Origin of the sequence: Nocardiopsis changdeensis, assembly GCF_018316655.1 — a bacterium.
GTDB classification, from domain to species: domain Bacteria; phylum Actinomycetota; class Actinomycetes; order Streptosporangiales; family Streptosporangiaceae; genus Nocardiopsis; species Nocardiopsis changdeensis.
In genome coordinates this window covers 2,072,205-2,098,415 of record NZ_CP074133.1, presented here as the reverse complement: position 1 = coordinate 2,098,415, position 26,211 = coordinate 2,072,205, and the positions used below count along the sequence as shown (strand labels likewise).

The 26,211-nt window shown below is 74.0% G+C and carries 26 protein-coding genes and 1 riboswitch; of the genes, 16 read left to right on the top strand and 10 right to left on the bottom strand.

All coding sequences use genetic code 11. From position 1 onward, the window contains the following. Positions 1–55 precede the first annotated feature (55 nt). The 5 genes from KGD84_RS09665 to KGD84_RS09645 all read left to right on the top strand — a co-directional run bounded on the left by KGD84_RS09665 (position 56) and on the right by KGD84_RS09645 (position 5,465). Entirely contained in the window at positions 56–856 is an 801-nt protein-coding gene (locus KGD84_RS09665) for a DUF817 domain-containing protein (protein ID WP_255646426.1), read from the top strand. Between the two features lie 10 nt (positions 857–866). Continuing rightward, positions 867–1,949, top strand: a complete 1,083-nt coding sequence (locus KGD84_RS09660; RefSeq protein ID WP_220559930.1) for a polyprenyl synthetase family protein — start codon at positions 867–869, stop codon at positions 1,947–1,949. 126 nt (positions 1,950–2,075) lie between these two features. After that, positions 2,076–3,359 carry a DUF418 domain-containing protein gene (locus tag KGD84_RS09655; RefSeq protein WP_220559929.1) on the top strand — a complete coding sequence of 428 codons (1,284 nt, stop codon included), beginning with the start codon at positions 2,076–2,078 and terminating at the stop codon, positions 3,357–3,359. Between the two features lie 68 nt (positions 3,360–3,427). Continuing rightward, positions 3,428–4,321 (top strand): NAD(P)H-binding protein, encoded by an 894-nt coding sequence (locus KGD84_RS09650; RefSeq protein ID WP_220559928.1) that lies wholly within the window; start codon positions 3,428–3,430, stop codon positions 4,319–4,321. 148 nt (positions 4,322–4,469) lie between these two features. Then, a complete protein-coding gene (locus tag KGD84_RS09645) occupies positions 4,470–5,465 on the top strand; it encodes a zinc-binding dehydrogenase (RefSeq protein WP_220559926.1) in 996 nt (331 codons plus the stop codon). A gap of 36 nt (positions 5,466–5,501) precedes the next feature. On the opposite strand, the gene KGD84_RS09640 is transcribed toward KGD84_RS09645, so the two are convergent. Continuing rightward, positions 5,502–6,281 carry a TetR/AcrR family transcriptional regulator C-terminal domain-containing protein gene (locus KGD84_RS09640; protein ID WP_220559925.1) on the bottom strand — a complete coding sequence of 260 codons (780 nt, stop codon included), beginning with the start codon at positions 6,279–6,281 and terminating at the stop codon, positions 5,502–5,504. Positions 6,282–6,382: 101 nt separating this feature from the next. Between KGD84_RS09640 and KGD84_RS09635 the strand changes: the two genes are divergently transcribed. After that, positions 6,383–7,282 carry an ATP-binding cassette domain-containing protein gene (locus tag KGD84_RS09635; RefSeq protein ID WP_220559924.1) on the top strand — a complete coding sequence of 300 codons (900 nt, stop codon included), beginning with the start codon at positions 6,383–6,385 and terminating at the stop codon, positions 7,280–7,282. Then, positions 7,279–8,043: an ABC transporter permease gene (locus KGD84_RS09630; RefSeq protein WP_220559923.1), complete on the top strand. Its 765-nt coding sequence runs from the start codon at positions 7,279–7,281 to the stop codon at positions 8,041–8,043. The genes KGD84_RS09635 and KGD84_RS09630 overlap by 4 nt, the downstream gene beginning before the upstream one ends. Positions 8,044–8,096: 53 nt before the next feature. Here the strand turns inward: KGD84_RS09630 and thiE are convergent, their stop codons facing one another. Further along, entirely contained in the window at positions 8,097–8,762 is a 666-nt protein-coding gene (gene thiE, locus KGD84_RS09625; protein ID WP_220559922.1) for a thiamine phosphate synthase, read from the bottom strand. 76 nt (positions 8,763–8,838) lie between these two features. Continuing rightward, a complete protein-coding gene (locus KGD84_RS09620; protein WP_220559921.1) occupies positions 8,839–9,198 on the bottom strand; it encodes an Rv2175c family DNA-binding protein in 360 nt (119 codons plus the stop codon). A gap of 100 nt (positions 9,199–9,298) precedes the next feature. Next, a riboswitch (TPP riboswitch) is annotated at positions 9,299–9,408 on the top strand. Between the two features lie 33 nt (positions 9,409–9,441). Here KGD84_RS09620 and thiO point away from each other — a divergent pair. The 6 genes from thiO (at position 9,442) to KGD84_RS09590 (ending at position 16,120) form a co-directional block, all read left to right on the top strand. Continuing rightward, positions 9,442–10,632, top strand: coding sequence for a glycine oxidase ThiO (thiO, locus tag KGD84_RS09615; protein WP_220565646.1), 1,191 nt, complete (start codon positions 9,442–9,444; stop codon positions 10,630–10,632). 5 nt (positions 10,633–10,637) lie between these two features. Further along, positions 10,638–10,853, top strand: a complete 216-nt coding sequence (thiS, locus tag KGD84_RS09610; RefSeq protein ID WP_220565645.1) for a sulfur carrier protein ThiS — start codon at positions 10,638–10,640, stop codon at positions 10,851–10,853. A gap of 14 nt (positions 10,854–10,867) precedes the next feature. Continuing rightward, entirely contained in the window at positions 10,868–11,626 is a 759-nt protein-coding gene (locus KGD84_RS09605) for a thiazole synthase (RefSeq protein WP_220565644.1), read from the top strand. A gap of 519 nt (positions 11,627–12,145) precedes the next feature. Beyond that, complete coding sequence (pknB, locus tag KGD84_RS09600) at positions 12,146–14,098, top strand: Stk1 family PASTA domain-containing Ser/Thr kinase (RefSeq protein WP_220559920.1); 1,953 nt, start codon at positions 12,146–12,148, stop codon at positions 14,096–14,098. A 121-nt stretch (positions 14,099–14,219) separates the two neighbouring features. Beyond that, positions 14,220–14,882 carry a response regulator gene (locus KGD84_RS09595; protein ID WP_220559918.1) on the top strand — a complete coding sequence of 221 codons (663 nt, stop codon included), beginning with the start codon at positions 14,220–14,222 and terminating at the stop codon, positions 14,880–14,882. A 212-nt stretch (positions 14,883–15,094) separates the two neighbouring features. After that, positions 15,095–16,120 (top strand): 6-phosphofructokinase, encoded by a 1,026-nt coding sequence (locus KGD84_RS09590; RefSeq protein WP_220559917.1) that lies wholly within the window; start codon positions 15,095–15,097, stop codon positions 16,118–16,120. A gap of 245 nt (positions 16,121–16,365) precedes the next feature. On the opposite strand, the gene KGD84_RS09585 is transcribed toward KGD84_RS09590, so the two are convergent. Further along, entirely contained in the window at positions 16,366–16,818 is a 453-nt protein-coding gene (locus tag KGD84_RS09585; RefSeq protein WP_220559916.1) for a hypothetical protein, read from the bottom strand. Positions 16,819–17,024: 206 nt separating this feature from the next. Here KGD84_RS09585 and thiI point away from each other — a divergent pair, with 206 nt between their 5' ends. Beyond that, the gene (gene thiI / locus KGD84_RS09580) at positions 17,025–18,305 is read left to right on the top strand and encodes a tRNA uracil 4-sulfurtransferase ThiI (protein WP_220559915.1); all 1,281 of its coding nucleotides are present in this window, start codon (positions 17,025–17,027) and stop codon (positions 18,303–18,305) included. Between the two features lie 46 nt (positions 18,306–18,351). On the opposite strand, the gene aroF is transcribed toward thiI, so the two are convergent. Continuing rightward, positions 18,352–19,398, bottom strand: coding sequence for a 3-deoxy-7-phosphoheptulonate synthase (gene aroF / locus KGD84_RS09575; RefSeq protein ID WP_220559914.1), 1,047 nt, complete (start codon positions 19,396–19,398; stop codon positions 18,352–18,354). Positions 19,399–19,782: 384 nt separating this feature from the next. On the opposite strand from aroF, the gene KGD84_RS09570 reads away from it, so the two are divergent. Then, the gene (locus tag KGD84_RS09570) at positions 19,783–20,328 is read left to right on the top strand and encodes a molybdopterin-dependent oxidoreductase (RefSeq protein ID WP_370634683.1); all 546 of its coding nucleotides are present in this window, start codon (positions 19,783–19,785) and stop codon (positions 20,326–20,328) included. A 50-nt stretch (positions 20,329–20,378) separates the two neighbouring features. On the opposite strand, the gene macS is transcribed toward KGD84_RS09570, so the two are convergent. From macS to KGD84_RS09555, 3 genes are read right to left on the bottom strand one after another with little or no spacing between them, the layout of a single operon-like run. Next, positions 20,379–21,506, bottom strand: a complete 1,128-nt coding sequence (gene macS, locus KGD84_RS09565; RefSeq protein ID WP_370634682.1) for a MacS family sensor histidine kinase — start codon at positions 21,504–21,506, stop codon at positions 20,379–20,381. 57 nt (positions 21,507–21,563) lie between these two features. Beyond that, on the bottom strand, positions 21,564–22,421 hold the full coding sequence (locus KGD84_RS09560; protein WP_220559912.1) for a hypothetical protein: 858 nt from the start codon (positions 22,419–22,421) through the stop codon (positions 21,564–21,566). Beyond that, positions 22,418–23,221 (bottom strand): alpha/beta hydrolase, encoded by an 804-nt coding sequence (locus tag KGD84_RS09555; protein WP_220559911.1) that lies wholly within the window; start codon positions 23,219–23,221, stop codon positions 22,418–22,420. Before KGD84_RS09555 ends, KGD84_RS09560 begins: the two co-directional genes overlap by 4 nt. Positions 23,222–23,495: 274 nt before the next feature. On the opposite strand from KGD84_RS09555, the gene KGD84_RS09550 reads away from it, so the two are divergent. Then, positions 23,496–24,317 carry a lysophospholipid acyltransferase family protein gene (locus tag KGD84_RS09550; RefSeq protein WP_220559910.1) on the top strand — a complete coding sequence of 274 codons (822 nt, stop codon included), beginning with the start codon at positions 23,496–23,498 and terminating at the stop codon, positions 24,315–24,317. A 67-nt stretch (positions 24,318–24,384) separates the two neighbouring features. Here KGD84_RS09550 and KGD84_RS09545 read toward each other — a convergent pair whose 3' ends face one another. Both KGD84_RS09545 and KGD84_RS09540 read right to left on the bottom strand, forming a co-directional pair. Further along, on the bottom strand, positions 24,385–25,326 hold the full coding sequence (locus KGD84_RS09545; protein ID WP_220559909.1) for an ROK family glucokinase: 942 nt from the start codon (positions 25,324–25,326) through the stop codon (positions 24,385–24,387). A gap of 130 nt (positions 25,327–25,456) precedes the next feature. Next, positions 25,457–25,858 carry a hypothetical protein gene (locus KGD84_RS09540; protein ID WP_220559907.1) on the bottom strand — a complete coding sequence of 134 codons (402 nt, stop codon included), beginning with the start codon at positions 25,856–25,858 and terminating at the stop codon, positions 25,457–25,459. Positions 25,859–26,211: the final 353 nt, after the last annotated feature.

The following is a 26,211-nucleotide window of genomic DNA, read 5'->3' as shown; positions in this document are numbered from 1 at the left end:
CGCCGCACGCGCGGGCGGGGCGAACCGGACGGGGCCCGCGCGGCATCCACCCCGTGTGACCTTCTCCTCCCTCCCCCTCCCCCTGGTCCAGCTCGTCCGCTTCGGTGTGCTCCAGGCCCGCGCCTGCGCGTTCGCGGTGTGCATGTTCGCGGGGTTCGCGCTGTCGGCGGTCGTGCCGCTGCCCGTGCCCCGCTACGACGCGCTGCTGGTCTACGCGGTGGGACTGACCGCGCTGTTCTGGGCGCTGCGGCTGGAGAGCGGTCGGGAGATCGCCGCGATCGCGGGCTTCCACGTGGTGGGGCTGGCGTTCGAGCTGTTCAAGGTGCACATGGGGTCGTGGTCCTACCCCGAGCAGGCGTGGACCGTGGTGTGGGGGGTGCCGCTGTACAGCGGCTTCATGTACGCGGCGGTGGGCTCCTACATCGTGCGCGCCTGGCGGCTGCTGGACCTGGGGCTGGAGAACTACCGGCCCTGGGCCGTGACGGCGGTGGCCGTGGCGGTCTACGCGAACTTCCTGACGCACCACTGGCTGCCGGACCTGCGGGTCCCGCTGGCGGTGCTGCTGGTCGCGGCGACCTGGGGGACCCGGGTGCACTTCACCGTGGGGCCGCAGCGGCTGCGCATGCCGCTGGCGCTGTCGTTCCTGCTGATCGGCGTGTTCCTGTGGGTGGCGGAGAACATCGCGACGCTGTTCGACGCCTGGCGCTACCCCCACCAGGCACAGGTGTGGGCGCTGGTCCACCCGGCCAAACTGGGCGCCTGGGCGCTGCTGGTGACGGTGTCGTTCGTCCTGGTGGCCCTGTGGAAGGGGGCGGATGTGCGGGACCGGGGCGGGAACGCCGGGGTGAGCCGCTAATGTGCTGTTCATGGCCGCTTCCACTTCCCCATCCGTCTCTCCCGCCTCCGTGATCCGCGCCGACGCGGACCGGGAGCTCGCCGCGTTCTGCGCCGACCACCGCGCCGCCCTGCTGGAGATCGGGGAGGAGCTGGGCCCGGCCATGGACGCGCTGGAGGCCATGCTCGCCGGGGGCAAGCGCCTGCGGCCCACCTTCTGCTACTGGGGCTGGCGCGGCGCCGGGGGCGCGGCCGGGGACGGGCGGATCGTGCGGGCCGCGGCGGCCCTGGAGTTCCTCCAGGCGTGCGCGCTCGTCCACGACGACGTCATCGACAACAGCGACACCCGGCGCGGCCTGCCCGCCACCCACAAGCGGCTGGCGAAACTGCACGCCGACCACGGCTGGAGCGGCGACAGCGAGGGCTTCGGGCGGGGGGCCGCCATCCTGATCGGCGACCTGTGCCTGGCCTGGTCCGACGAGATGTACCAGGCCAGCGGGTTCGGCCAGGACACCCTGGCGCTGGGCCGGCGCCCCTTCGACGCGATGCGCACCGAGGTGATGGCCGGGCAGTACCTGGACACTCTGGAGCAGGTGCGCGGCACCGGCACCCGCGAGGCGGCACTGCGGGTCATGCGCTACAAGTCCGCCAAGTACACGATCGAGCGCCCGCTGCACCTGGGCGCAGCGCTGGCCGGGCGGCTGCCGGAGCTGGAGGCCGTGTACACCGCCTACGGCCTGCCGCTGGGGGTGGCCTTCCAGCTGCGCGACGACGTGCTGGGCGTGTTCGGCGACCCCACGACCACCGGCAAGCCGGCCGGGGACGACCTGCGCGAGGGCAAGCGGACCCTGGTGGTCGCCGAGACCCTGGCCCGCGCCGGGGAGGCCGACGGCGCGCGGTTCTCTGCCCTGCTGGGCGCGCCGGGGCTGTCGGTGGAGTCCGTGGAGTGGATGTGCGGGCTGATCGAGTCGTCCGGGGCGCTGGCCGCGTGCGAGGAGCTCGTCGAGCGCTACGCCGGGGAGGCGCTGGCCGCGCTGGAGAGCCCGGAGCTGGACGCCTCCGCGCGGGAGCCGCTGCGCGCGCTGGTGGCGGCGGCCACCCGGCGCACGCACTGAGCGCGGGTACGGATCTCCCCCTAAGGGGGATTTCAGGGCCGTTCGCACATCGAAAGTACATTGTGCCCGACTGTCCCCTCCGGTTGAATCGATAGGAGATATATCGCGACCGGAGGGGCGTCCCCAATGTCTCGGCACACCGCCGCGAGAGGTCCGGTCGGAGCGGGCGAGCGAGCGCTCGCCCCCGACCTGGCCCGCGGCTTCATGCTTCTGTTCATCGCCTTGGCCAACACCGTCTGGTACCTGTGGGCGGTCCCCATGGGCGGCCTGAACGCGCACCCCGAGCCCCAGGGCGCGCTCGACGCGGTCGCACAGTTCTTCACCATCGTGGTGGTGGACGGCCGCAGCTACCCGATGTTCGCCTTCCTGTTCGGCTACGGCATGGTGCAGCTGGCGATGCGCCAGGAGGCCGCCGGATCCTCCCCCGCCGACGTGAACGCCCTGCTGCGGCGGCGCAACCTGTGGCTCCTGGTGTTCGGCTTCTTCCACGCGCTGCTGCTGTGGTTCGGCGACGTGCTGGGCGCCTACGGCCTGGCCGGGCTGGTCCTGGCCTGGCTGTTCCTGCGCCGCAAGGACGCCACCCTGCTGGTGTGGGCCGGCGTGTTCATCGGCCTGCTCGGCCTGCTGACCGCGTTCAGCGTCGTGGGCATCGTCTTCGCCCCTGAGGGCGGGGCCGCCGCGTCCGGCGGGATGGACGGGATGGCCGACAGCGCCGGGGAGGCCTCGATCCTCGCCGCCGCCCTGGGCCGCCTCACCGTGTGGCCGCTGATCAGCGTCGCGCAGGGCCTGCTGGGCCTGGTGGTGCCGACCATGATCCTGCTGGCGTTCTGGGCGGCGCGCCGCCGGGTCCTGGAGGAGCCGGAGCGCCACCTGGCCCTGCTGCGGTGGACCGCCGCGCTGGGCATCCCGATCGCCTGGCTGGGCGCTCTGCCCGACGCGCTCGCGCAGGTGGGCCTGTGGGAGGTGAACGAGGCGCAGGGCTCTATGCTCGCGGTGCCGCACATGTTCTCCGGCCTGTTCGGCGGCCTGGGCTACGTCGCGCTCATCACCCTGATCGCACACTCCCTCCGGCGCCGCGGGCGCGACCACGGCGTCGTGCCGACCGCGATCACGGCCACCGGCAAGCGGTCCCTGTCCTCCTACCTGGCCCAGTCGGTGCTGTGCGCGCCGGTGCTGGCCGCCTGGGGCCTGGGCCTGGGCGCGTACCTGACCTCGTGGACGATGTTCCTGTACGCCGTCGGGGTGTGGCTGGCCACGGTGGTGGCCGCCTACCTGATGGAGCGGGCGGGCAGGCGGGGACCGGCCGAGGTGCTGCTGCGCAGGCTCTCCTACCGGCGCGCCGCGGGGAAGGCCGTGCAGGCCCAGGGGCGGCCGCCCGGGGCCGAGGACCAAGAGCACGCCACTCCCTGATCCGGGCGCGCAAAAACGGGCGCGCCGGTGAGTGCCCGGCGCGCCCTCGTCGTTCAGGATGGGGTGTCATGGGCGACGATCACATGACAAACCACACCATAGGGGTGACCGGGGCGACCGGGGCGGTGGGCGGGCGGGTGGCCGCCCGCATCGCGCGGCTGGGGCGGGCGCAGCGGCTCATCGTACGCGACATCAACCGCGCACCCGAGTACCCCGGCAGCAGCGCGGCGATGGCGGCCTATGAGGACACCGCCGGGTTCGAGCGGGCCTGCCGGGGGGTGGACACGCTGTTCCTGGTCTCGGCGACGGAGTCGCAGGACCGGATCGACGTGCACCTGAGCGCGGTGGACGCGGCGGTCGCGGCGGGGGTCTCGCGCATCGTCTACCTGTCGTTCCTGCGGGCCGGGCCCGCCTCGACGTTCACGTTCGCGCGGACGCACTTCTTCACCGAGGCGCACATCCGGTCGACGGGGGTGGCGTACACCTTCCTGAGACCCTCGCTGTACCTGGACCTGCTGCCGCACTGGGTGGACGATGACGGTGTGGTGCGCGGCCCGGCCGGGGACGGGCGGGTGGCCTGGGTGGCCCGCGACGACATCGCGGACGCCGCCGCGGCGGTGCTGACCGACCCGGCGGTCGCGGCGGCCGCCGAGAACGCGGCCTACGACCTGACCGGCCCGGAGGCCCTGTCGCTGGGGGCCACCGTGGAGCGGTTGAGCACGCTGACCGGCCGGACCATCCGGTACGTGCCCGAGACCCGGGAGGAGGCGCTGCTGTCCCGCAAGGCCACCGGCGCGCCCGACTGGGAGCTGGAGGGGTGGGTGTCCTCCTACGAGGCGATCGCCGCCGGGGAGCTGGACACGGTGTCGTCGGCGGTGCCGGAGCTGACCGGGCACCCGGCCCGGTCGATCGAGGGCTTCCTGCGCCGCCATCCGAGCGCCCTGTCGCACGTGTCCGTCTGAGCCGCTCCGGCCCCTCCCCCGGGGCCCGCCGGTGTATTCCCGTGCCCGCGCTCCCGCTGCGCGGGCCTTGACCTCAATATTTGTTGAGGTTGGAGGGTGGACGGTGTCGCGCACGGAGCGCGGCGGACGGACACCGGAGGGAAGTCCCATGCGTGCGGTACGAGTCGAACGGTTCGGCGGGCCCGAGGTACTGGTGGCCCGGGAGGTCCCCGAGCCCGAGGTCGGGCCCGGCACCGCGGAGATCGCGGTCGGGGCCGCCAACGTGATGTACCTGGAGGTCCTGGTCCGCTCGGGCTGGGGACGCGACCACTTCCCCGTCGTCCCCCCGTACACCCCCGGGACCGGGGTCGCCGGGACGGTGACCCGGGTCGGGCCGGACGTGGACCCCGCCTGGGTCGGGGTCCGCGTGGTGGCCGACACCGGGGAGGAGAACAGAGAGGGCGGCAGGCTCCCCGTCGGCGGGTACGCCGAACGGGCCGTGGTCCCCGCCGACGGCCTGGTCCGGGTCCCCGAGGGGGTCGACCCGCGCGACGCGCTGGCCCTGCTGCACGACGGCCCCACCGCGCTGGCGCTGGCCCGGACCGCCGGGTACCGGGCCGGGCAGACGGTGCTGGTGACCGCGGCGGCCGGGGGCGCCGGCAGCCTCTCGGTACAGCTGGCCCGCCGGGCCGGGGCGCGGGTGATCGCCGCCGCCCGGGGCGGGGCCAAGCTCGACCTGGCGCGCCGACTGGGCGCGCACGAGGCGGTCGACTACTCCCTGACCGGCTGGGCCGACCGGGTGCTGGAGCTGAGCGGGGGCGGGGTGGACGCGGCCCTGGACGGGGCCGGGTCGTCCCTGGGCGAGGCCGCCTTCACCACGGTCGCCGAGGGCGGGACGTACATCAACTACGGGTCGGCCGGGGGCCGGTTCGCGGAGATCGAGCCCGCCCGGGCCCGCGAGCACAAGGTCCGGGTCTTCGGGCTGTTCGACATCAAGTCCGAGGTCGAGGGCGGCACGGACGACCTGACCCGGGCCCTGGAACTGGCCCGGGCCGGGGAGCTGGTCCCGCACATCGGCCTGGCCCTGCCCCTGGAGAGGGCCGACGAGGCCCACCGGGCCCTGGAGGAGCGCCGGGTCCTGGGCAAGGTGCTGCTGACCCCCTGAACCCGGACCCTTCGTCCCCGTCCCTCCGCTGCGGGCTCAGTCCCCGCGGCGGGCGGCGCGGGCCGCCACACCGTCGAGGATGAGCCCGACGGCCAGGTCGAACTCCGCCTCGTCCTGCGCCGGGTCGTCCGCCCGCGCGGCCCGCTCCGGGGACAGCAGGTCGGCGGCCAGCAGTTCGCGCACACGCGGGAAGGCGTCCTCGGGGACGAGGGTGCGCAACCGGTGGCCGAAGGCCCGGTGGGCCGTGGCGGCGTCCATCTCCTCGCTCGCGCGGACCCTGGCCTGGTCGCCGGCCAGCTCCCCCTCCGCCCGGGCGTAGGTCCACAGCAGGATGAGGATCTGCGCGCGGTCGGACACGTCCAGGCCGGTCTCCTCCAGCGCGGCCAGCCCCTCCTCCGTCCACCGGACGAACGAGGGCGCCAGGGGCTCGGCGGTGACGGGGACCTCGGCGGCCCAGGGGTGGGCGCGGTAGACCCGGCGCAGCCCCCGGGCAAGTTCGGCGGTGCGCTCGCGCCAGGTGGCGCCCGCCGGAGGGGGCGGGGAGCCCAGCGCGGCGTCGACCGCCAGCAGGAGCAGGTCGGCGCGGGACTCGACGTAGCGGTACAGGGACATCGTGCCCACCCCCAGCTCGGCGGCGGTGCGGCTCATGGTGATGGCCCCGGGGCCGTGCCGGTCGCCGAGTCCCACGGCCACCTCCACGATCCGCCCGACCGTCAGGCTGGGCCGGGGGCCCTTGCGGCTGACGGGGTGCGCCCCCCAGGCGGACAGCAGGGCTTTGGGGATCACGAGGGCCGGGTCGGTCTCCTGTTCTGGCATGCCCCCAGCGTAGTGACGGCCCGTGCCGGGCGCGGCCGCACCCGGCCTTTTACTGCGTAGGGGTTGCGCAATGGTACTGCGTAAGGGTTACTCTGTACGGCATGGACAAGGCACATCCCCCCGGAGCGGCGCCCGCCATCGCCGTCCGGGGCCTGCACAAGAGCTATGGCGGACACGAGGTCCTCGTCGGCGTCGACCTAGAGGTGCCCGCGGGAGGCGTCTTCGCGCTGCTGGGGCCCAACGGGGCGGGCAAGACCACCCTGATCGACGTGCTGACCACCCTGGTCCGCCCCGACGCGGGCACCGCCGAGGTGCTCGGCCTGGACGTGGTGCGCAGGGCCCGGCGGGTGCGCCGCGAGATCAGCGCCACGGGCCAGTACGCGACCGTCGACGAGGAGCTCACCGGCCGGGAGAACCTGGTCATGGTCGCCCGGCTGCTGGGCGCGGGGCGCCGCGCCGCCCGGGACCGGGCGGCGGAACTGCTGGAGCGCTTCGACCTGGTCGGCGCGGCCGACCGGAGGGTCGCCGAGTACTCCGGCGGCATGCGGCGGCGCCTGGACCTGGCGGCGGGCCTGACCGGCTCGCCCTCGGTCGTGTTCCTGGACGAGCCCACCACCGGCATGGACACCCGCAGCAGGCGGGCCCTGTGGCGCACGGTCGGCGACCTGGCCGCCGACGGGACCACCGTCCTGCTCACCACCCAGTACCTGGAGGAGGCCGACGTGCTGGCCGACCGGATCGCCGTGCTCGACCGCGGCCGGATCGTCGCGGAGGGGACGGCCGCGGAGCTCAAGCGCCGTGTGGGCGGGGAGTGGATCGAGCTCTCCCTGGCCGACGGCGGCACCGAACGGGTCCCCGGCGACGGCACCGCCGACCGGCTGCGGCGCGTGCTCGACGAACGGCACCGGGCCGGGATCGCCGTCGCCCGCGTGGAGGTGCGCACGCCCGGCATGGACGACGTGTTCCTCGCCCTGACCGGGGACGGGGGCGGACGACCGTGAGCCTCCTGCGCGCCGAACGGGTCATGACCGGGCGCGGCCTGGTCCACTCCCTGCGCAACCCCGACGGGACCGTCACCGCGGTGGTGGCCCCGGTCGCGATCATGCTGCTGTTCGTCACCGTCTTCGGGACCGCCGTGCAGGACATGGCGGGCGGTCCCTACGTGGAGTACGTCACCCCGGGCGTGATGCTGCTGTGCGCCGGCTTCGGGGCGGCGATGACCGCGACGGCCGTGCACGCCGACCTGTCCAAGGGGGTGGTGCGGCGGCTGCGGACCATGCCGGTTCGGGCCTCGGCCGTCATCACCGGCCACGTGGCGGCGAGCGTGCTGCGCAACCTGCTGTCCACGGCGGTCGTCCTGGCGGTGGCGGTGGCCCTGGGCTTCCGTCCGCAGGCCGGTCCCCTGGAGTGGCTGGGCGCCGCCGCGCTGCTGGCCGGGTACATCACGGTGCTGACCGTGCTGGCCGCCGCCTGGGGACTGGCCTCCGGCGGCCCCGACACCGCCGCCACGTTCGCGTTCGTCGCCCTGTTCCCGCCCTACCTGTCCACGGCGTTCGTTCCGCTGGAGGGGCTGCCGGGGTTCCTGCACGGGGTGGCCGCGCACCAGCCCGTCACACCGGTGACCGAGACCCTGCGCGCGCTCACCTCGGGCACCGCGCCCGGCGACCACGCCGCCGCCGCACTGCTGTGGCTGGCGGGCCTGGGCCTGGCGGGGGCCGCGCTCACCGGGTGGCTGTTCCGGCGGGCCGCCGGGCGGCGCTGACTCCTCCGGGTACGGCGGCGGCCCCGGTCCGGTGGGATCGGGGCCGCCCGCTCTCAGCCCTGCCGGGCCGCGACGCGGTCGCGCAGGGCCGCGGCCGCGGCCGCCGGGTCCTCGGCCTCGGTGACGGCGCGCACCACCACGATCCGGCGTGCGCCGGCGTCCAGGACCCGGTCGACGTTGTCGAGGTCGATGCCGCCGATCGCGAACCAGGGGCGGTCGGTGCCCAGGGCGGCCGCCCGCTCCACCAGTCCGGTCCCGGCCGCCGGGCGGCCCGGCTTGGTGGGCGTGGCCCAGACCGGGCCCACGCAGAAGTAGTCGCTGCCCGGCTCCTCGGCACAGGCCCGGGCGGTGTCGATGTCGTTGTTGGAGCGCCCGATCAGCGGATCGGCCCCGATGACGTCGCGGGCCATGGGCACCGGCAGGTCGCGCTGCCCCAGGTGGAGCACGTCGGCGCGCACCGCGCGGGCGATGTCGGCGCGGTCGTTGACCGCGAGCAGGGCGCCGTGGCGTTCGCACGCCTCCCGCAGCACCTCCAGGGCCGCGAGCTCCTCGCGCGCCTCCAGGCCCTTGTCCCGGAGCTGGACGATGTCCACTCCCCCGGACAGCGCGGCGTCGGCGAACTCGGCGAGATCGCCGCGCTCGCGGCGGGCGTCGGTGCACAGGTACAGAAGGGATGCGTCCAGGCGCTTGCGCAGGCTGGTTCCGTGGCTGGTCCTCACGCCCACCAGCCTAGGCCCTGGCCCCGGCGGGCCCAAGGGGGCGGGCGACGCGGGCGCGCCCACCCCGGCAGGGGCGTCAGAAGGCCAGGCTCTGGGCGCGGCGGCGCACCTCGGTGCCCCGGTTCTCGCGCATCGCCTGGATCGGGGTCCCGGGCAGCGTGTCGTCCGGTGTGAAGAGCCAGCGCAGCGCCTCCTCCGTGGAGTAGCCCGCGTCGCTGAGCAGGACCAGGGTACCGGGCAGCCCCTTCACGAGGTCGTCACCGTCGACGAAGGCGGCCGGGATCGAGAGTTCGCCGCCGCGGACCACGCCCATGAGCCGGTTCTCGCGGATGAGCGTCTTGATGCGGTTCGGGCTCACGCCCAGAGGCGCGGCCGCCTCCTTGAGGGTCAGCCACTCGCCGACCAGGGTGTCGAGATTGGTATCGCTAGATGTCACCCCACCAATCTGCCACAGGCCCGGTCCCGCGGACACCACGCACGCCGCGGACACCGGCTCCGGCCCCCGGATCCGGGGGCCGTAGTATGTGGGGCGAACACAGACGTCCCGCGGGAGCCGGGTGGACCCGGCTGAGAGGGGGGCTGCCGCCCCCGACCGCACGAACCTGATCCGGATCATGCCGGCGAAGGGAGCGGAGGCAGCACCGTGCGCACCCCTGAGACCGAACGGCGCCCCGACACGATTCGTCCTACCTCTGGGGGGCCGGAGGGCGGCCACGGCGTCGTCGTGGTCGGCGGCGGCCTGGCCGGCCGCGTGACCGCCTGGCGGGCGGCACAGGACGGACACCGGGTCACCCTGGTCGAACCCGACCCCGTCACCGACCCGGCCGGCGCCCGGGCCGCGTCCACCGTCGCGGCGGGCATGCTCACGCCGGCCACCGAGGCGGTGTTCGGCGAGGAGCCCCTCATGGAGTTCGGCATCCGGTCGGCCTCCCTGTACCCGGACTTCGTCGCCGAACTGGAGGCCGCGAGCGGGCTCGGCGTCGGCTACCGCACCACCGGAACACTGCTGGTCGGCTTCGACGCCGACGACATGGCGGTCCTGGACCGCCTGCACGACCTCCAGAAGCGCCTGGGGGTGGAGACCGAGCGCCTGAGCGGTCGGGAGTGCCGGCGGCTGGAGCCGATGCTGGCCCCCGCGGTGCGCGGTGGCGTGCTCGCCCCACAGGACCACTCGGTGGACCCGCGCCTGCTGCTGCGCGCCCTGGCGGTGGCCGGGGAGCGCGCCGGGGCCGCGGAGGTCCGCGGGCGTGTCACGGCCGTGCGCTCGCCCGGCGCCGGGGGCGCCCGACTGGGCGCGGTCCTGGACGACGGCCGGGAGCTGCCCGCCGACCAGGTGGTGGTCGCCGCCGGGTGCTGGAGCGACCGGATCGACCTGCCCGAGCCCGTCGTGCCGCCGCTGCGCCCGGTCAAGGGGCAGCTGCTGCGCACGCGGGTGCCCGCCGGGGAGCCGCCCCTCGTGGAGCGGACGGTGCGCGGCCTGGTCCGGGGCTTCCCCGTCTACCTGGTGCCGCGCGCCGACGGCGAGATCGTCATCGGCGCCACCCAGGAGGAGCTGGGCTACGACACCTCCCTGACCGCGGGCGGGCTGTGGCAGGTGCTCCGGGACGCCCGCGAGCTGGTCCCCGGCGTGACCGAGCTGGAGGTCACCGAGACCTGCGTGGGCCTGCGCCCCGGCTCCCCGGACAACGAACCCCTGCTGGGCCCCACCCGGGTCCCCGGCCTGCACCTGGCCGGGGGGCACTTCCGGCACGGGGTGCTGCTGACCCCGGTCACCGGCGAGGTCATGGCCCGTGCCCTGGCCACCGGGACCCTGCCCGAGTACGCGGAGCGGTTCGCCGCCGACCGCGCAGGCGAGACGACGTGGAAGTGAGAGTTGTGGAGCTGATCGTCAACGGCGACCGCCGCGAGGCCGCCGACACCACCACGGTCGAGGAGATCGTGCGCGACCTGACCGCCGCCGACGGCGGCGCCATCCCCGGCGGCATCGCCGTCGCCGTCAACGACGAGGTGGTGCGCCGCGCCGCCTGGGCCGGGACCCGGCTGGGCGCGGGCGACCGCGTCGACGTCCTCACCGCCGTCCAGGGGGGCTGACCGTGACCGAGCACATCGACGACCCCCTGGTCATCGCCGGGGTCTCCTTCGGGTCCCGGCTCATCACCGGCACCGGCGGCGCGCCCTCGCTGGAGGTCCTGGAGGAGGCCCTGACCGTCTCCGGCACCGAGCTGACCACCGTGGCCATGCGCCGGGTCACCCCGGGCGCCCGCGGCTCGGTCTGGGACGTGCTGGAGCGCAACGGGATCCGCCCGCTGCCCAACACCGCCGGGTGCTTCACCGCGGCCGACGCGGTGCGCACCGCCCGGCTGGGCCGGGAGGCGCTGGACACCGACTGGGTGAAGCTGGAGGTCGTGGCGGACGAGCACACGCTGCTGCCCGACCCGGTGGAGCTGCTGGAGGCCGCCGAGCGGCTGGTGGACGAGGGGTTCACCGTGCTGCCCTACACCAACGACGACCCGGTGCTGGCCCGCCGGCTGGAGCAGGTCGGCTGCGCGGCGGTGATGCCGCTGGCCGCGCCGATCGGCTCGGGGCTGGGCATCCGCAACCCGCACAACCTGGAGCTGATCGTGGAGCAGGCCGGGGTCCCCGTGATCGTGGACGCCGGGATCGGCACCGCCAGCGACGCCGCCCTGGCCATGGAGCTGGGCTGCGACGCGGTGCTGCTGGCCAGCGCGGTGACCCGCGCCGAGGACCCGGTGCTCATGGCCCGGGCGATGCGCGACGCGGTCCGCGCCGGGCGCGCCGCCCGGCTGGCGGGGCGCATCCCCGTGCGGCGGCACGCCCGCGCCTCCTCCCCGGCCGCCGACTGAGCGGAACCCCGGCGCGCGGGCCCCGCCTCCGGCGGAGGCGGGGCCCGCCGGAAGAGACCTCGAACACGTGGGGACCGGGTCCCTTCCGTGATCATGCGAGCGATCCGGAACCGAATGCGCTCGGCGAGCGACGAAGATACACGGGGGACGCGGTCACCGACCGGCGGTCCGGCTCAGGCCGGAGCGCACCGCACCGACCCGGCCGCACACGGCGTCATCGCTGTTCAGAGCACTGACCGGTGGCCATCGGGAAGGCCGCCGGTGCGGCGGCACCGCGGCGTTGCCCCCATCCCCTACCGTGAAGAGGGGTGCGCACCGCCCGGAAGCGGGGCCCGGCGCACCCCAGGACGACCCAGGACCGCGCGTCCCACCCCCCGTGGAGCAGGGGCGGCGCGGCCGTGAACCGCGGGGCAGACCCGGGACGGGCTTCCGCTATCGTGTCGGTTCGACACCCGGTGTCGGGTACGCGCCACCGACCGCGACAGCCCGCGCTCCCCGCAGCAAGGACACTACTCCGCCGTGGACATGACGACTTCCGACCCGCTCGTGGGCGCCACTCTGGACCAACGCTACTTCGTAGAGTCCAGGATCGCCGGAGGCGGGATGGCGACCGTCTACGTCGCCCACGACCTGAGGCTGGACCGCCGGCTGGCGTTGAAGGTCATGCACCCTTCGCTGGCCCAGGACCCCACCTTCGTCCAGCGCTTCATCAACGAGGCGCACTCCGTCGCCAAGCTCTCCCACCCCAACGTCGTCCAGGTCTTCGACCAGGGCGAGGACCGGGGGCACGTGTTCCTGGCGATGGAGTACGTGCCGGGGCGCACCCTGCGCGCCCTGCTCAAGGAGCGGGGGCGGCTGTCCGCCCGCGACGCGCTCCAGGTGATGGCGCCGGTGCTGGCCGCGCTGGGCGCCGCCCACCAGGCCGGCATGGTGCACCGCGACATCAAGCCCGAGAACGTGCTCATCACCGAGGACGGCCGGATCAAGGTCGCCGACTTCGGCCTGGCGCGCGCGGTGGAGCAGTCCACCCAGGGCCTGACCCGCACCGGGACGCTCATGGGCACCGCCGCCTACCTGGCGCCGGAGCAGATCGAGCGGGGCACCGCCGACGCGCGCACCGACGTGTACGCGGCCGGGATCATGCTCTACGAACTGCTCACCGGCAGCCAGCCGCACACCGGCGAGACGCCCATCGCGATCGCCTACCAGCACGTCAACGAGGACGTCCCGCGTCCCTCGCACTTCCTGCCGGGCCTGCCGCCGGAGGTGGACGCCCTGGTCACCAAGGCCACCGAGCGCGACCCCCGCTACCGGCCGGGCAACGCCGGGCAGTTCCTGGCCAAGGTGCTGGAGGTGCTGCACCGGCTGCCGCAGACCCCGGAGACGGGCGGCCCGCTGCCCCCGGTCGCCCCGGCGGCCGCCGCGACGGCGGCCGTCACCGCCCCGCAGCTCATCGCGGGCGGGGCCGGGCCCGGGACCGAGAACGCCACCATGATCGTGGAGATGGGCCCGGGCGCCCCCTACGACGATGACGACGACTACGCGGACGACTACCCCGGGGACGGTCCCCCGGGCCGGCGCCGCGGGGTGCTGCTGGGCGCGGGCGCCGCGGCCCTGGCCCTGATCGTGTTCGTCGCCGGGTGGTGGTTCCTGGTCGGGCGGTTCGAGGAGGTGCCCGAGGTCGTCGGCGCCGAGCAGGAGGCCGCCTGCGCCGCCGTGCGCGACGCGGGCCTGAAGTGCCTGGTGGCCGACGAGGCCGTCTACAGCGACGAGACCGCGGGAACCGTCGGCGCGGTGGACCCCGAGGCCGGCGAGCGGCTCTCCCCCGGCGACGAGGTGACCATCAGCCTGTCCAAGGGGCCGCGCGAGGTCGAGATGCCCGACTTCAAGGGCGAGGACATCTCCAACGCGCTCAAGGAGATGGAGGAGCTGGGGTTCGCCCCGGAGAACCTGGAGCAGAACGTCGTCGACGCCGAGGACGTCCCGCCGGGCCAGGTCATCTCCACCGACCCGGAGCCCGGGCAGGTCGCCGACCGGGAGTCGACCGTCACCTTCGAGGTGAGCCGCGGCATCGACGTCCCGCCGGTGGCCGGGCAGAAGGTCGAGGACGCCGAGCGGACGCTGACGGACCTGGGCCTGACGGTGAACATCGTCGAGGTCGAGAGCGACAGCGTCGACGAGGGCCTGGTGATCAGCCAGAACCCCGACACCGGCGCCACCCTGAGCGCGGGCAGCGTGGTCGAGCTGACCGTCTCCACCGGCCCGCCGGGGGTGGAGATCCCCGACGTCGTGGGCATGAGCGTCCGCGACGCCAAGGAGGAGCTGGAGGACGCCGGGTTCAAGGTGAAGGTGGAGCGCATCCTGGGCGGCCGGATCGTCGCGGAGCAGTCGCACACCGGCAAGGCGCCCGAGGGCACCGAGATCACGATCACCGCGACCCCCTTCGCGTTCGAGGGCGAGGACGACGACTGACCCGGTACGGGTGAGGCGGGAGGGGCGGCGCGCCGGAGCGCCGCCCCTCCCGTGTCCCGGGCCCCGGCCGGGTGCGGACGCGCGGGGGCGCCGCGGACCGGGGCGGGATAGGGTCACCGCCATGGAGAGCAGTGAGGACATCCGGGTCCTGGTCGTGGACGACCACCCCATGTGGCGCGACGCGGTCGCGCGCGACCTCGACGAGGCCGGGCTGACCGTGGTCGGTACGGCGGGCGACGGCGCGAAGGCGCTGCGGATCGCCCCCGCGGCCCGGCCCACCCTGGCCATCGTCGACCTGCACCTGCCGGACATGACGGGGGTCGAGCTGACGGCGGGGCTGACGGCCCTGGCCGAGCCGCCCCGGGTGCTGGTGCTGTCGGCGAGCGGGGCCGGGGACGACGTGCTGGCCGCCGTGAAGGCCGGGGCCACCGGCTACCTGGTCAAGTCGGCGGGCCGCGACGAGCTCCTGGACGCGGTGCGGCGGGTGCACCGGGGCGAGGCCGTCTACACCGCGGGCCTGGCCGGGCTGGTGCTGGGCGAGTACCGCAGGCTCTCGTCCTCGCGCGAGCGCGACGCCGACGACGGCGCCCCGGCGCTGACCCCGCGCGAGACCGAGGTGCTGCGCCTGGTCGCCAAGGGGCTGGCCTACAAGCAGATCGCGGAGCGGCTGTCGATCGCCCACCGCACGGTGCAGAACCACGTGCAGAACACCCTCACCAAACTGCACCTGCACAACCGGGTCGAGCTGGTGCGCTACGCCATCGACCGCGGCCTCGACGACTGACCCGGCGCGGGGCGGGGAACGGGCCCCGAAAGGACCGCTCGGCGGGCCCCTCCGGACGGCGCGAACCGGTACAGGAGGCCCGTTCCGGGCGGACCGCGGCGGAGTTCGGACGGTGTTCACCGGCCCGGGTTGGCCTGGGATCGCCCGTACCACTATGGTCTAGACCATATGGCGCCAAGCGCCGTGGAACCCACAACGTCGAGGAGATTCGTATGCGCGTCGGGGTGCTGACCGGTGGCGGCGACTGCCCTGGTCTGAACGCGGTCATCCGGGCCGTGGTCCGCAAGGGCATCAAGGACTACGGCTACGAGTTCGTCGGTTTCCGGGACGGCTGGCGCGGCCCCCTGGAGGGCGACACCATGCCCCTGGACGTCGAGGCGGTGCGCGGCATCCTCCCGCGCGGCGGCACCATCCTGGGCTCCTCCCGCACCAACCTCATGAAGATCGAGGGCGGCGTCGAGCGCGTCAAGGACAACATGGCCGGCCTGGGCGTCGACGCCCTGGTCGCCATCGGCGGCGAGGACACCCTGGGCGTGGCCCGCCAGCTCCACGACCGCGGCGTCAACGTGGTGGGCGTGCCCAAGACCATCGACAACGACCTCAACGCCACGGACTACACATTCGGGTTCGACACGGCCGTCAACATCGCCATGGAGGCGATCGACCGCCTGCACACCACCGCCGAGTCGCACCACCGCGCCCTGGTCGTGGAGGTCATGGGCCGCCACGCCGGCTGGATCGCCCTGCACTCGGGCATGGCCGCGGGCGCCAACGTCATCCTCATCCCCGAGCGCCCCTTCGACATCGACGAGGTCGTCGCGCACGTCGAGAGCCGCTTCCGCACCCAGTACGCGCCGATCATCGTGGTCGCCGAGGGCGCGCACCCCAAGGAGGGCCAGATGGAGCTGGCCACCGGCGAGAAGGACTCCTTCGGCCACGTGCGCCTGGGCGGCATCGGCCAGACCCTCGCCGACGAGATCGAGCGGCGCACCGGCAAGGAGGCCCGCTCGGTGGTCCTGGGCCACGTGCAGCGCGGCGGCACCCCGACCGCGTTCGACCGCGTGCTCGCCACCCGCCTGGGCGTCAACGCCATCGAGGCCGTGTACGACAAGGCGTTCGGCAAGATGGTCGGCCTCCAGGGCACCGACATCGTCCGGGTGGACCTGGCCGAGGCGACCGACACCCTCAAGACGGTCCCCGTCGAGCGCTACGCCGAGGCCGAGGTCTTCTTCGGCTAGGCCGTGTTCTCTCGGACCTCCGCTCCGCTTCGGTTCGTGCCCGGCGCCCCTTGAGAGCGGGGACCTCCGCCCCTCCGGGCGCCTCGCGAACCCCCGGCGGCGCAGGAGGGCGTTCAAGAGAACAGGCGCCGGGCCGGAGTTCTCGGGGAGCGGCGGAACACGCTCCCCCGCGGGCCCCTGAGGGGCCCGCCGCGCACCGCCCCCTCCCACGGCTCCCGGGAGGGGGCGGCCGCGTTCGGGGCGCCTCAGGAGAGCACGGGCTCGCCGAGCCGGACGGCGCAGGGGCAGTCGAAGGCGCCCTCCGGGTGCCGGCCCGCGTCCGGGGCCACTCCGCGCACCCGGTGGATCTCACGCACCGTGACGGTGCGGGGGACGAAGACCTCCCAGCCCCGCGGGTCCGGCAGGGCCCGCACGATCCGCACCGCCTCCCCCGCGGTGACCCGCAGCGGCCGGTTCGCGTAGTGCCCGACGGTCACCGGCTGGTCGTCGTCCAGCCGGATGTGCACCGCGACGAACCGCCGGTGGTCGTCGTCACGTGCGAGTTCCCGCAGCCACTGGTGGGTGAGCGTGTAGCAGGGCAGTACCGGGAAGCAGTACACGCCGCGTCCCCGGCCGCGGCCGCGGCCTGCCGCACGGACCCCCGAGCGGCGCAGGCGCACGGTGTTCGCGGCGGGGGTGAGGTGGACGAACAAGGCCATGCCGCGATCCTAGGTTTCCCCCGGCGGATACGCACGGTGGTCAACCGGGTGCGTCGTCTTCCGTCCGGACCGAAATTTGGATGGAGCGGTGGCGGAGATGTTCGATACTGGTAGAAGTACGGCGATGGGCGATCCCGGTTTCCCGCCACCGCCGGTCCGATCACGGCAACCGGGCACCCACGCATGTCTATCCGGAGGTAGCACCCATGTCCGCGTCGCTTGAGTCCGCGCCGGTCCCCGTCGGAGGAGCCGGGGACGGGCTGGGCGAACTCTGCGTGCTCATGAAGCTCGGCGAGATCGTCCTCAAGGGCTCCAACCGCAAGCTGTTCGAGCGCCGCCTGCACAACAACATCCGCTCGTCCGTGCGCGACCTGGGCGAGATCCGCGTCTCCCAGCGCGGCTCCGGCGTGATCATCGTGCGCAAGCCCGGCGCCTCCGACCTCGAGGTCGCCGAGATCGCCGACCGCATGGCCAACGTCATGGGCGTCGTCTGGGTGCACCTGGTGCGCCGGGTGCCCAAGGACCTGGCCGCGGTCACCGACGTGGCCGTGCGCTCCATGGAGGGCCGCGAGGGCACCTTCGCGGTGCGCGCCCGCCGCCGCGACAAGCGCTTCGAGATGACCTCCTCCGAGCTGGCCGGGTACCTGGGCTCGGAGATCATCAAGGCGCACGGCTACCCCGTGAACCTCAAGCGCCCCGACAACACCCTGTACGTCGAGGTGGACAAGGACGAGGCGTTCGTCTTCACCGACGGCGTCCCCGGGCAGGGCGGGCTGCCCGCCGGGATGAGCGGCCGCGGCCTGGTCCTGATGTCGGGCGGCATCGACTCGCCGGTGGCGGCGCACCGGATGATCCGGCGCGGACTCAAGGTGGACTTCCTGCACTTCTCCGGGATGCCGTTCACCGGCCCGGAGTCGATCTACAAGGCCTACAGCCTGGTCCGCCAGCTGGACCGCTACCAGGTGGGCTCGCGCCTGTTCGTGATCCCCTTCGGCAAGGCCCAGCAGCAGCTCAAGAGCTCCGGGATCGAGCGGCTCCAGATCGTCGCCCAGCGGCGGCTCATGCTCAAGACCGCCGAGGTGCTCGCCGACGACCTGAAGGCCGAGTGCCTGATCACCGGCGACGCGCTGGGACAGGTCTCCAGCCAGACCATGACCAACCTCACGGCGCTGGACGACGCGGTGGACCTGCCCATCCTGCGCCCGCTGATCGGCATGGACAAGACAGAGATCATGGACCAGGCCCGCCGGATCGGGACCCTGTCCATCTCGGAGCTGCCCGACGAGGACTGCTGCACCATGCTGACCCCGCGCCAGGTGGAGACGGCGGCCAAGATCCCCGACCTGCGCCAGATCGAGAAGCGCCTGGACGCCGAGGAGCTGGCCGAGTACCTGGTGACCACCGCCCAGGTGCACAAGCCCAGCTTCCTGGGCGAGGCCGCCCCGGCCCGGCTGGAGCCCGCCAAGGCCGCGGCGGTCAGGGTCTGACGCTCCCGGCGGGCCCGGACGGCCCCGTCGTCGTGGCCGCGGGGTCTCAGAGCCCGGCGAGCTCGTGGCCGGGCGCCGGGGTGAGCGTGCGCCCGGTGAGCGCCGCCAGGGTCCCGGCGAGGTCGCGCAGCTCGGCCAGGTCCTCCTGGACCAGGGCCTGCGGGCCGTCGCACAGGGCGGTCTCCGGGTGCGGGTGGACGTCGACGATGACGCCGTCGGCGCCGACCGCGACGGCGGCCCGCGACAGCGGCAGCACCAGCGAGCGCTTGCCGCCGGAGTGGGACGGGTCGACGATCACCGGCAGGTGGGACAGGTTCTGCGCGACCGGGACCGCGCTGATGTCCAGGGTGTTGCGGGTGGCCTTCTCGAAGGTGCGGATGCCGCGCTCGCACAGGACGATGTCGAGGTTGCCCTGCTGGGCGATGTACTCGGCGGCCATCAGCCACTCCTCGATGGTGGCGCTCATGCCGCGCTTGAGCAGCACCGGCTTGCCCGCGGCGCCCGCCGCCTGGAGCAGGGCGAAGTTCTGCATGTTGCGGGTGCCGATCTGGAGCATGTCGGCGTAGGAGGCGACCAGCTCGACGTCGGCGGCGTCCACGACCTCCGTGACGATCGGCATCCCGGTCTCCTCGCGGACGTCGGCGAGGATCCTCAGGCCGGCCTCGCCCAGCCCCTGGAAGGCGTACGGCGAGGTGCGGGGCTTGTAGGCGCCGCCGCGCAGCAGGGACGCGCCGGCCTCCAGCGCCATCCGGGCCGCGGCCAGGGTCTGCTCGGGGGTCTCCACCGCGCACGGGCCCGCGATGACGGTGACGTTGTCGCCGCCGATCGGCACCCCGCGGACGCTGACGACGCTGCGGCTGTCGTGGTTCTCCCGGCTGACCAGCTTGTAGGGGGCGGAGATGCGCAGGACGTCGGCGACGCCGGGCTTGGCGGCCAGCCCCAGGTCCTGGAAGCGCTCCACGTCGCCGACGAGGCCGATGATGGTGCGGCTGACGCCGCGGGTGACGTAGGCCTCGCCGCCGGAGGAGGCGACCAGTTCGACGATCGAGTCGATGTCGTCCGAGGTGGCGCCCGGCGCCATCACGATGACCATGTGGGTTTCCCTGCCTGTCGTTGGATGTGGTGCGGGAGAGCCGTGGCCCGGTGCGCGGTGCCGGAACACAAAGAGCCCCGGGCCGCTACCGGCCCGGGGCTCCTGTCGTCTGTGTCAGCGCAGCGCTTTACAGGCGACCGGGGTGTAGGGCCGGTAGCCATAAAAGCGCCAGAAGTTCCGCTGCATGGCTGTGACTATAGCGCACGGTCGCGGCATCGTCGCACGACGGGGGCGCGTGACCTACCTCTCGTCGCCGCCTGGCAGGATGGCGATCGGACGAGAGGAACAGGAGGCCGAGTGTCCGAGTCAGCGGAGGACCTGGACGACCACGGCGACCGGCGGCTGCCGCCCGGGCAGGCGGCGCGCACCACCGGACACCGGGCCCTGCACTACGGTCCGGTGCCCGCCTTCCGCCCGCAGAAGTGGGACTTCCGGGTCATGGGGGCGACCGAGGACCTGGGGTCGTACCGGTGGACCTGGCAGGAGTTCTCCCGCCTGCCCCGCACCGACCGCGTGAGCGACTTCCACTGCGTGATGCGGTTCAGCATCCCCGGTGTGCGCTGGTCGGGGGTGCGCGCCCTGGACCTGGTGGAGGCCGCGCCGCCCGCGCCCGAGGTGACGCACGTGATGGCGTGGGGCGAGTACGGGTACAGCGCGAACCTGCGCCTGGACGACTTCCTGCGCGAGGACGTGCTGCTGGCCACCCACCGGGACGGCGCCCCGCTGCCCGCGGAGAACGGCCACCCGCTGCGGCTGGTGGTGCCGCACCTGTACGGCTGGAAGAGCGTGAAGTGGCTGCGGGCGGTGGAGTACATGACCGCCGACCGGCGCGGGTTCTGGGAGGAGCGCGGCTACCACAACCTGGCCGAGGCGTGGCGCGAGCAGCGCTTCTTCCACCAGGAGGAGCCGGGCCAGGGCCCGCCCCTCTGACCTCCCGCCCCTCTGGCGGCCCGCGCACCCGGCGGGCCCGGCCCCCGGGGTCAGCGGGGCAGGCGCATCTCCACCTCGGTGCCCTGGCCCGGGGCGGAGAAGACCTCGACCGTGCCGCCCAGATCCCGCAGCCGCCCGCGCACGGACTGGGCGACGCCCAGCCGCCCTTCCCGGCCCGCCTCCTCCAGGCGCCCCTCCGGGATGCCCGGGCCCTCGTCGCGGACCGTGACGGTGACGGCGTCCTCCTCGTCCTCCACGAGGATCCAGGCGCGGGTCCCGGGCGGGCAGTGGAGCACGACGTTGGCCAGCGCCGCCTCGACCGCGGCGAGCAGCTCGGCCGCGACGGCGCCGGGCAGCGGCACCGGGGTGGCCGGGGCCGACACCGACACCCGCACCGACTCCAGGCGGCGCAGGGGATCGCGCAGGTCGACCTCGGGGTCGGCGCCGGCCCCCGCGTCCGCCGGGCCCGGCGCCGCGGCGGACCGCGCCGCCCCCGGCCCGGGCGGGACCCCGGTGAGGTCGGTGAGCCCGTCGGTGATCATGGCGCGCAGCCGGACCTCCTGCTCCCCGGCCAGGCGTCCGAGCTCGGCGGCCTCTCCCCCGGCCTCCGCGCCGCGGCGGCTCACCAGGGTCAGCACCTGCAGCACCGAGTCGTGGATGGAGCGGGCCAGCTGCTCGCGCTCGCGCAGGCGCGCCTCCAGGGCCACCGCCCGGGCGAACCTCTCCTCTGCCTGCCCGGCCACGCGCGCCATGTAGCCGACCGCCAGCCCGGCCAGCAGGAGCAGGACCACGCCACGCGCCGTGGCCGGGGTGATGGGGGCGCCCATGACGACCCGCAGGGTGATGTCGGCGACGCCGTAGAGCACGGCCACGGCGCCCGCGCCCCGGCGCCCCCAGACGACCCCGGCGGCCAGCGCCGCCCCGGCGAACCAGTAGCCGCTCAGCGGCGGCGCCTGGGTGAGGTAGAAGGGCGTGGCGGCCAGGGCGGTGGCGAACAGGCAGGCGAAGGCCACCGCCAGGTCGGTCAGGAGCAGCCGCCCGGTGCGCAGCTCCGGGCGGGCGTAGGCGGAGGAGGCGACCACCGTCCAGGCCGCCATGGCGACCAGGACCGTCCAGCCCAGCCAGGGGCGGGTCAGGTGCTCGTGGTGCTGGACGAGCAGCAGCAGCGAATAGACCAGGGCCGCGGCGCGGAACAGCGAGATGCCGCGCCACAGGGGGATGTCGAAGCCCAGGGCTCAGACCACCGCCCCGTTGTCGGGACCGTTGTCACCCGGCGGCCTGCCGTCGGTCATGCGCAGGATGAGGATGACGAACCCGGCCAGGAACGCCACCACCGCCATGAACATCAGCCAGTTGGGCAGGGTCAGCCCCAGGAAGGCCGCGCCGAACACCAGGACCGGTCCGCCCAGCAGGCCGAACCAGGCCGCGATGCCCAGCCGGTCGCCCTGGAGCAGCGGCGGCGGGGGCGGCGGCTCGTAGTGGCCCTCCAGCTCGTCCTCGGCGCGGCGCAGCGCCTCCTCGTCGTCGTCCTCGTCGTCGGGGTCGCCGGCGAGGATGTCCCCCGGCGTCGGCGTCTCCGTCCTCCCGCGGGGCGCGGGGGGACCGGCGTTCTCGGCGTCGGGCCACCGGGCGCCGCGGGAGGACGGAGCGTCGTCGTCGTAGAAGCGGGCGACGAGGTCGTTCCACACCGCGTCCTCGTCGGCGGAGCGCGCCGGAGGGGCGTCCGGGTCGACGTTCCCGGGCGGGCCGTCCAGCAGGTCCCCGCCGACGGCGGCCTCCTGGTCGTCGGCGTCGGCCTCCTCGCGGCGCTCCTCGGCCTCGGGGACCGCGCGCACCCCCAGTTCCGGCAGTTCGGTGCCCAGGACCCGCTCGGCCGCGACGCGCTCCTCGGCGTCCACGTACAGGTGGTCGGTGGGCGGATCGTCCCCGTCGCCCCCGGGGGGCTCCAGGACGTCCTCCGCCAGCGGCACCGCGTAGGCCGCGATACCGCTGCGCCGCAGCGCCTCCAGCATCAGGTCGGCGTGCGTGGGCGCGAGCAGGATCAGGGGCACGTAGGCGTCGGCGAGCAGGCCGTTACCCCGACGTTGCGTCATCGGTCGGCTCCTTCCCCGCTTCTGGCGTGGGCCCGCACGAAGGCGAGGCTTCCGTCGAAGATGTCGGCGGCGTCATGGTCGAGGGTCGCCACGTGATAGCTGTCGTGGAGCAGGTGGATCGTCAGCCGGGTGTTGACCGCTCTCCTAGCGAGGATACGCAGACTGCGCGGTCCGACAACGTGGTCCTGGGGACTCCGGTAGGCCAGAATCGGCGCGCGCAAACCGGACATGCCCTCCTGAACCGCGCGCCACAGCTTCGGGAGTGTCGCGGCGGCCGCGGTGGGGACCCGGTCGTAGCCCCCCTCACCGGCGCCGACGTCGTCCTTGGCGATGTCGCTCTCCAGGCCGGGGGTGTAGGGCAGGAACCTGGCCGCCAGGGTGCGGAACGGCGCGATGAGCGGCAGCCGCGGGTCCTCGACCGCCAGCGAGGGGTTGACCAGGACCAGGCCGCGCACCAGGTCCGGGTGCTCCTGGGCCAGGCGCAGGGAGAGTGCGCCGCCCATGGACAGGCCCATGACGAAGACCTCGGAGCAGCGCGAGGACAGCTCCAGCAGCGCCCGTTCGACCTCGGCGTACCAGTCGTCGCTGGTGGTGAGGGCCATGTCGGTCCAGACGGTGCCGTGGCCCGGCAGCAGGGGCAGCTCCACGCTCAGGCCCGCCGCGGCCAGGTGGTCGGCCCAGGGGCGCATGGAGCGGGGGGAGCCGGTGAACCCGTGGCACAGCAGGACGCCCACACCGGAGCCGTGGTGGCTGAAGGGCTCCGCCCCGGGGATCAGCGCGGTGTCTTCGGTCGGTCTCACGGACTTCCCCCAGGGATGCGTACGGCGCCGCGGCGCGCGTGACAGGACGACGGTGCCGCGGCGGTCACCCCGGCTTCACAGGCGTGAGGCTAACCGTTCCGCGGACCGTTTGTCATGGGTGGGCACCCATGTTCCGCTCTCGTCCCCAAAGAGGGGTGTCGCGCATCACGTGGCACGAACTGAGTATCCTCATCGCAGTGCTGGCCGAGCGGGACAGCGGATCGCGGCAGACCCTGCCCGGAGCTCCCCGCGTGTGCAGGGGTGATCCGAAGAGATGTTCTACTGGGTGGTCAAGGCGATCCTGGGGCCGATCCTGGCCGTGCTGTGGCAGCCCCGCGCCGAGGGCGTGGAGAACGTGCCGCGCCGCGGGCCCGCCCTCATGGTGGGCAACCACCTGTCGTTCTCCGACCATTTCTTCGGGCCGCTGCCGCTGCCGCGCAAGATCACGTTCCTGGCCAAGGCGGAGTACTTCACCGGGACCGGGGTCAAGGGGCTGGCCAGCCGGGCGTTCTTCTCCGGCGTGGGCCAGATCCCCATCGACCGCTCCGGCGGCAAGGCCAGCGAGGCGGCGCTGCGCACCGGGCTGAAGGTGCTCAAGCGCGGCGACCTGCTGGGCATCTACCCCGAGGGCACCCGCTCCCCCGACGGCCGCCTGTACCGGGGCCGCACCGGCGTGGCGCGCATCGCGCTGGAGGCGCGGGTCCCGGTGGTGCCGATGGCGATGATCAACGCCGACAAGATCATGCCCCCCGGGCGCACCGTCCCCAAGCTGGGCATCCGCCCGGTGGTGAAGTTCGGCAAGGCCCTGGACTTCTCGCGGTACTACGGCATGGAGAAGGACCAGCGGGTCCTGCGCGCCGTCACCGACGAGATCATGTACGCGCTCATGGAGCTGTCCGGCCAGGAGTACGTGGACCGCTACGCGCAGGCGGTCAAGGCCGAGCTCGAGGAGGAGGCGCGCGAGGCCCGCAAGGAGCAGAGCGCCGACAGCAGGGAGCGCCGCCGGGCCGAGAAGGAGCGCCGCAAGGAGGAGCGCCGGGCCCGCCGGGCGGAGAAGAAGGCCGCGAAGGCCGCAGGGGACTCCCCCGCCGAATAGACCACGGCGAAGGCCCCGGTGCGCGCACCGGGGCCTTCGCCGTTCCCGGGGGTCGGTGTCCCGGGGGTCAGTGGCGGGCCAGGTCGCCCGCGCCGACGATGCCCGCCTCGCCGCCCAGCTCCGCCAGGCGCACCTCGGCCAGCCGGCGGCCCGGGCGCCCGGAGACGTGGCGGGCGTAGGAGTCGCGGATGGGCTCCAGGATGAACTCGCCGGCGTCGGACACGCCCCCGCCCAGCACGAAGCACTCCGGGTCCAGGATGGCCGCCAGGTCGGCCAGGCCCACGCCGGCCCACTCGCCGATGGTGCGGAAGCAGGAGAGCGCGCCCTCGTCGCCCTCTCCGGCCGCCTCGGTGATCACGTGGCCCTCGATGTGCTCCACGACGCCGCCCGCCAGCTCCAGCATCCGCCGGCCGGCCGCCGGGTCGGTCCGGGCCAGGTCCTGTCCGGCCGCGACCAGGGCGCGGCCGCTCGCGTACTGCTCCCAGCAGCCGTGGTTGCCGCAGGCGCAGCGGCGCCCGTGCGGGACGACCCGGTAGTGGCCGACCTCGGCCGCCACGCCGAAGCGCCCGCGGTGCAGCCGGCCGCCCATGACCAGGCCGCCGCCGATGCCGGTGCCCAGGGTGACGCAGACGAGGTGGTCGCTGCCCCGGCCGGCGCCGAAGCGGGCCTCGGCCCAGGCCGCGGCGTTGGCGTCGTTCTCGATGACGACGGGGAGGCCCGCCCTCTCCTGGACGCGCTCCTTGAGGGGGTCGTCGCGCAGGCCCAGGTTGACGGCGACCTGCACGGTGGCGCGGTCCTCGTCGACGAACCCGGCCACGCCGACCCCGACGGCCTGGACCTCGCCGTGGCGGCCGCGCAGCTCGTCCACGGCCTTGGCGACGACGTCGGCCAGCCCGCGGGGGTCGTTGGCGGGGGTGGGGTACTTGACGCGGTCCAGGATCCGCCCGTCGTGGTCGACCACCCCGGCGGCGACCTTGGTCCCGCCGATGTCCACTCCGATGGTCAGCATGAGGGGCGGCTCCTTCTCACTTACGCCCGAACTCTGACATAAGTAGCCAGGCCCATGGCATGGGTCTTTTCAAATGGTGTAAACCATTCGATTAAACCAGGCTCGGACCGCTGTGGACACCCCGGCTGTGCTACGAGGTGACCTGGCGCCCCTCCCCCTCGGGGCGCTCCTCGGCACGCCAGGGCGCGGAGGTGTCCGGGGCGTGCTCGGAGGCGCGCCGCTCGCGCTCCAGGGAGCGCTCCAGCGCCCCCAGCGTCCTCCCCAGCGCACCCACCATGCCCAGGCCCGCGCGCCCCAGGTGCCCGGCGATCTCCGGGGCCGACTCCCGCACGATGCCCAGGACCTCCTCCACGAGGGGGCGCGGCTCGGGCTCGGCCTCCAGGCGGATGGCCTCCTCCCACACGTCGCCCTTGGGCGGCGGGGAGGTGACCGCGCCGACACCGCGCTTGACCCCGGCGATCAGCAGTCTGCGCTGCAGGCCGTCAACGATCCTCAGGGCGTCATCGATGATGTCGCCGGTGTTCTCCGCCATCAGGTCCTCCTCGACAGGCCGGTTCTCGCTTCACGTTAACCGCCCCGGGGGCGCCGCGCCGGGTGCCCCGGGAGGGATCAGGGAAGGATCAGGGGAGCCCCGATGTTCCACACCGAGAAATGAAACGGACACACGACGCGAACGATCACTGATGTGCGCAAAGCACGACCCGAGCGTATAGTTCGCGTGCGTAACGGGTTCCTGACCTGCACGCTCACCGGACGTCACAGGCCGCACCCGCGTACATACGACCCGCCCAACGGGGGATCACTGTTGGATACCGAACGGCAACCCGTTCTACTCACGAGTAGCATGGTGTTGTTACGGTCGTCACGTCCTTGAACATCCAGAAC

Bases quoted from the DNA above. Each gene is read 5' to 3' on its own strand.
- KGD84_RS09645 (WP_220559926.1), top strand. From the start codon at position 4,470: ATGCGTGCGGTACGAGTCGAACGGTTCGGCGGGCCCGAGGTACTGGTG.
- KGD84_RS09640 (WP_220559925.1), bottom strand. From the start codon at position 6,281: ATGCCAGAACAGGAGACCGACCCGGCCCTCGTGATCCCCAAAGCCCTG.
- KGD84_RS09655 (WP_220559929.1), top strand. From the start codon at position 2,076: ATGTCTCGGCACACCGCCGCGAGAGGTCCGGTCGGAGCGGGCGAGCGA.
- KGD84_RS09590 (WP_220559917.1), top strand. From the start codon at position 15,095: ATGCGCGTCGGGGTGCTGACCGGTGGCGGCGACTGCCCTGGTCTGAAC.
- aroF (WP_220559914.1), bottom strand. From the start codon at position 19,398: ATGGTCATCGTGATGGCGCCGGGCGCCACCTCGGACGACATCGACTCG.
- KGD84_RS09585 (WP_220559916.1), bottom strand. From the start codon at position 16,818: ATGGCCTTGTTCGTCCACCTCACCCCCGCCGCGAACACCGTGCGCCTG.
- KGD84_RS09595 (WP_220559918.1), top strand. From the start codon at position 14,220: ATGGAGAGCAGTGAGGACATCCGGGTCCTGGTCGTGGACGACCACCCC.
- KGD84_RS09650 (WP_220559928.1), top strand. From the start codon at position 3,428: ATGGGCGACGATCACATGACAAACCACACCATAGGGGTGACCGGGGCG.
- KGD84_RS09635 (WP_220559924.1), top strand. From the start codon at position 6,383: ATGGACAAGGCACATCCCCCCGGAGCGGCGCCCGCCATCGCCGTCCGG.
- KGD84_RS09545 (WP_220559909.1), bottom strand. From the start codon at position 25,326: ATGCTGACCATCGGAGTGGACATCGGCGGGACCAAGGTCGCCGCCGGG.
- KGD84_RS09560 (WP_220559912.1), bottom strand. From the start codon at position 22,421: ATGACGCAACGTCGGGGTAACGGCCTGCTCGCCGACGCCTACGTGCCC.
- KGD84_RS09550 (WP_220559910.1), top strand. From the start codon at position 23,496: ATGTTCTACTGGGTGGTCAAGGCGATCCTGGGGCCGATCCTGGCCGTG.
- KGD84_RS09660 (WP_220559930.1), top strand. From the start codon at position 867: ATGGCCGCTTCCACTTCCCCATCCGTCTCTCCCGCCTCCGTGATCCGC.
- KGD84_RS09540 (WP_220559907.1), bottom strand. From the start codon at position 25,858: ATGGCGGAGAACACCGGCGACATCATCGATGACGCCCTGAGGATCGTT.
- thiI (WP_220559915.1), top strand. From the start codon at position 17,025: ATGTCCGCGTCGCTTGAGTCCGCGCCGGTCCCCGTCGGAGGAGCCGGG.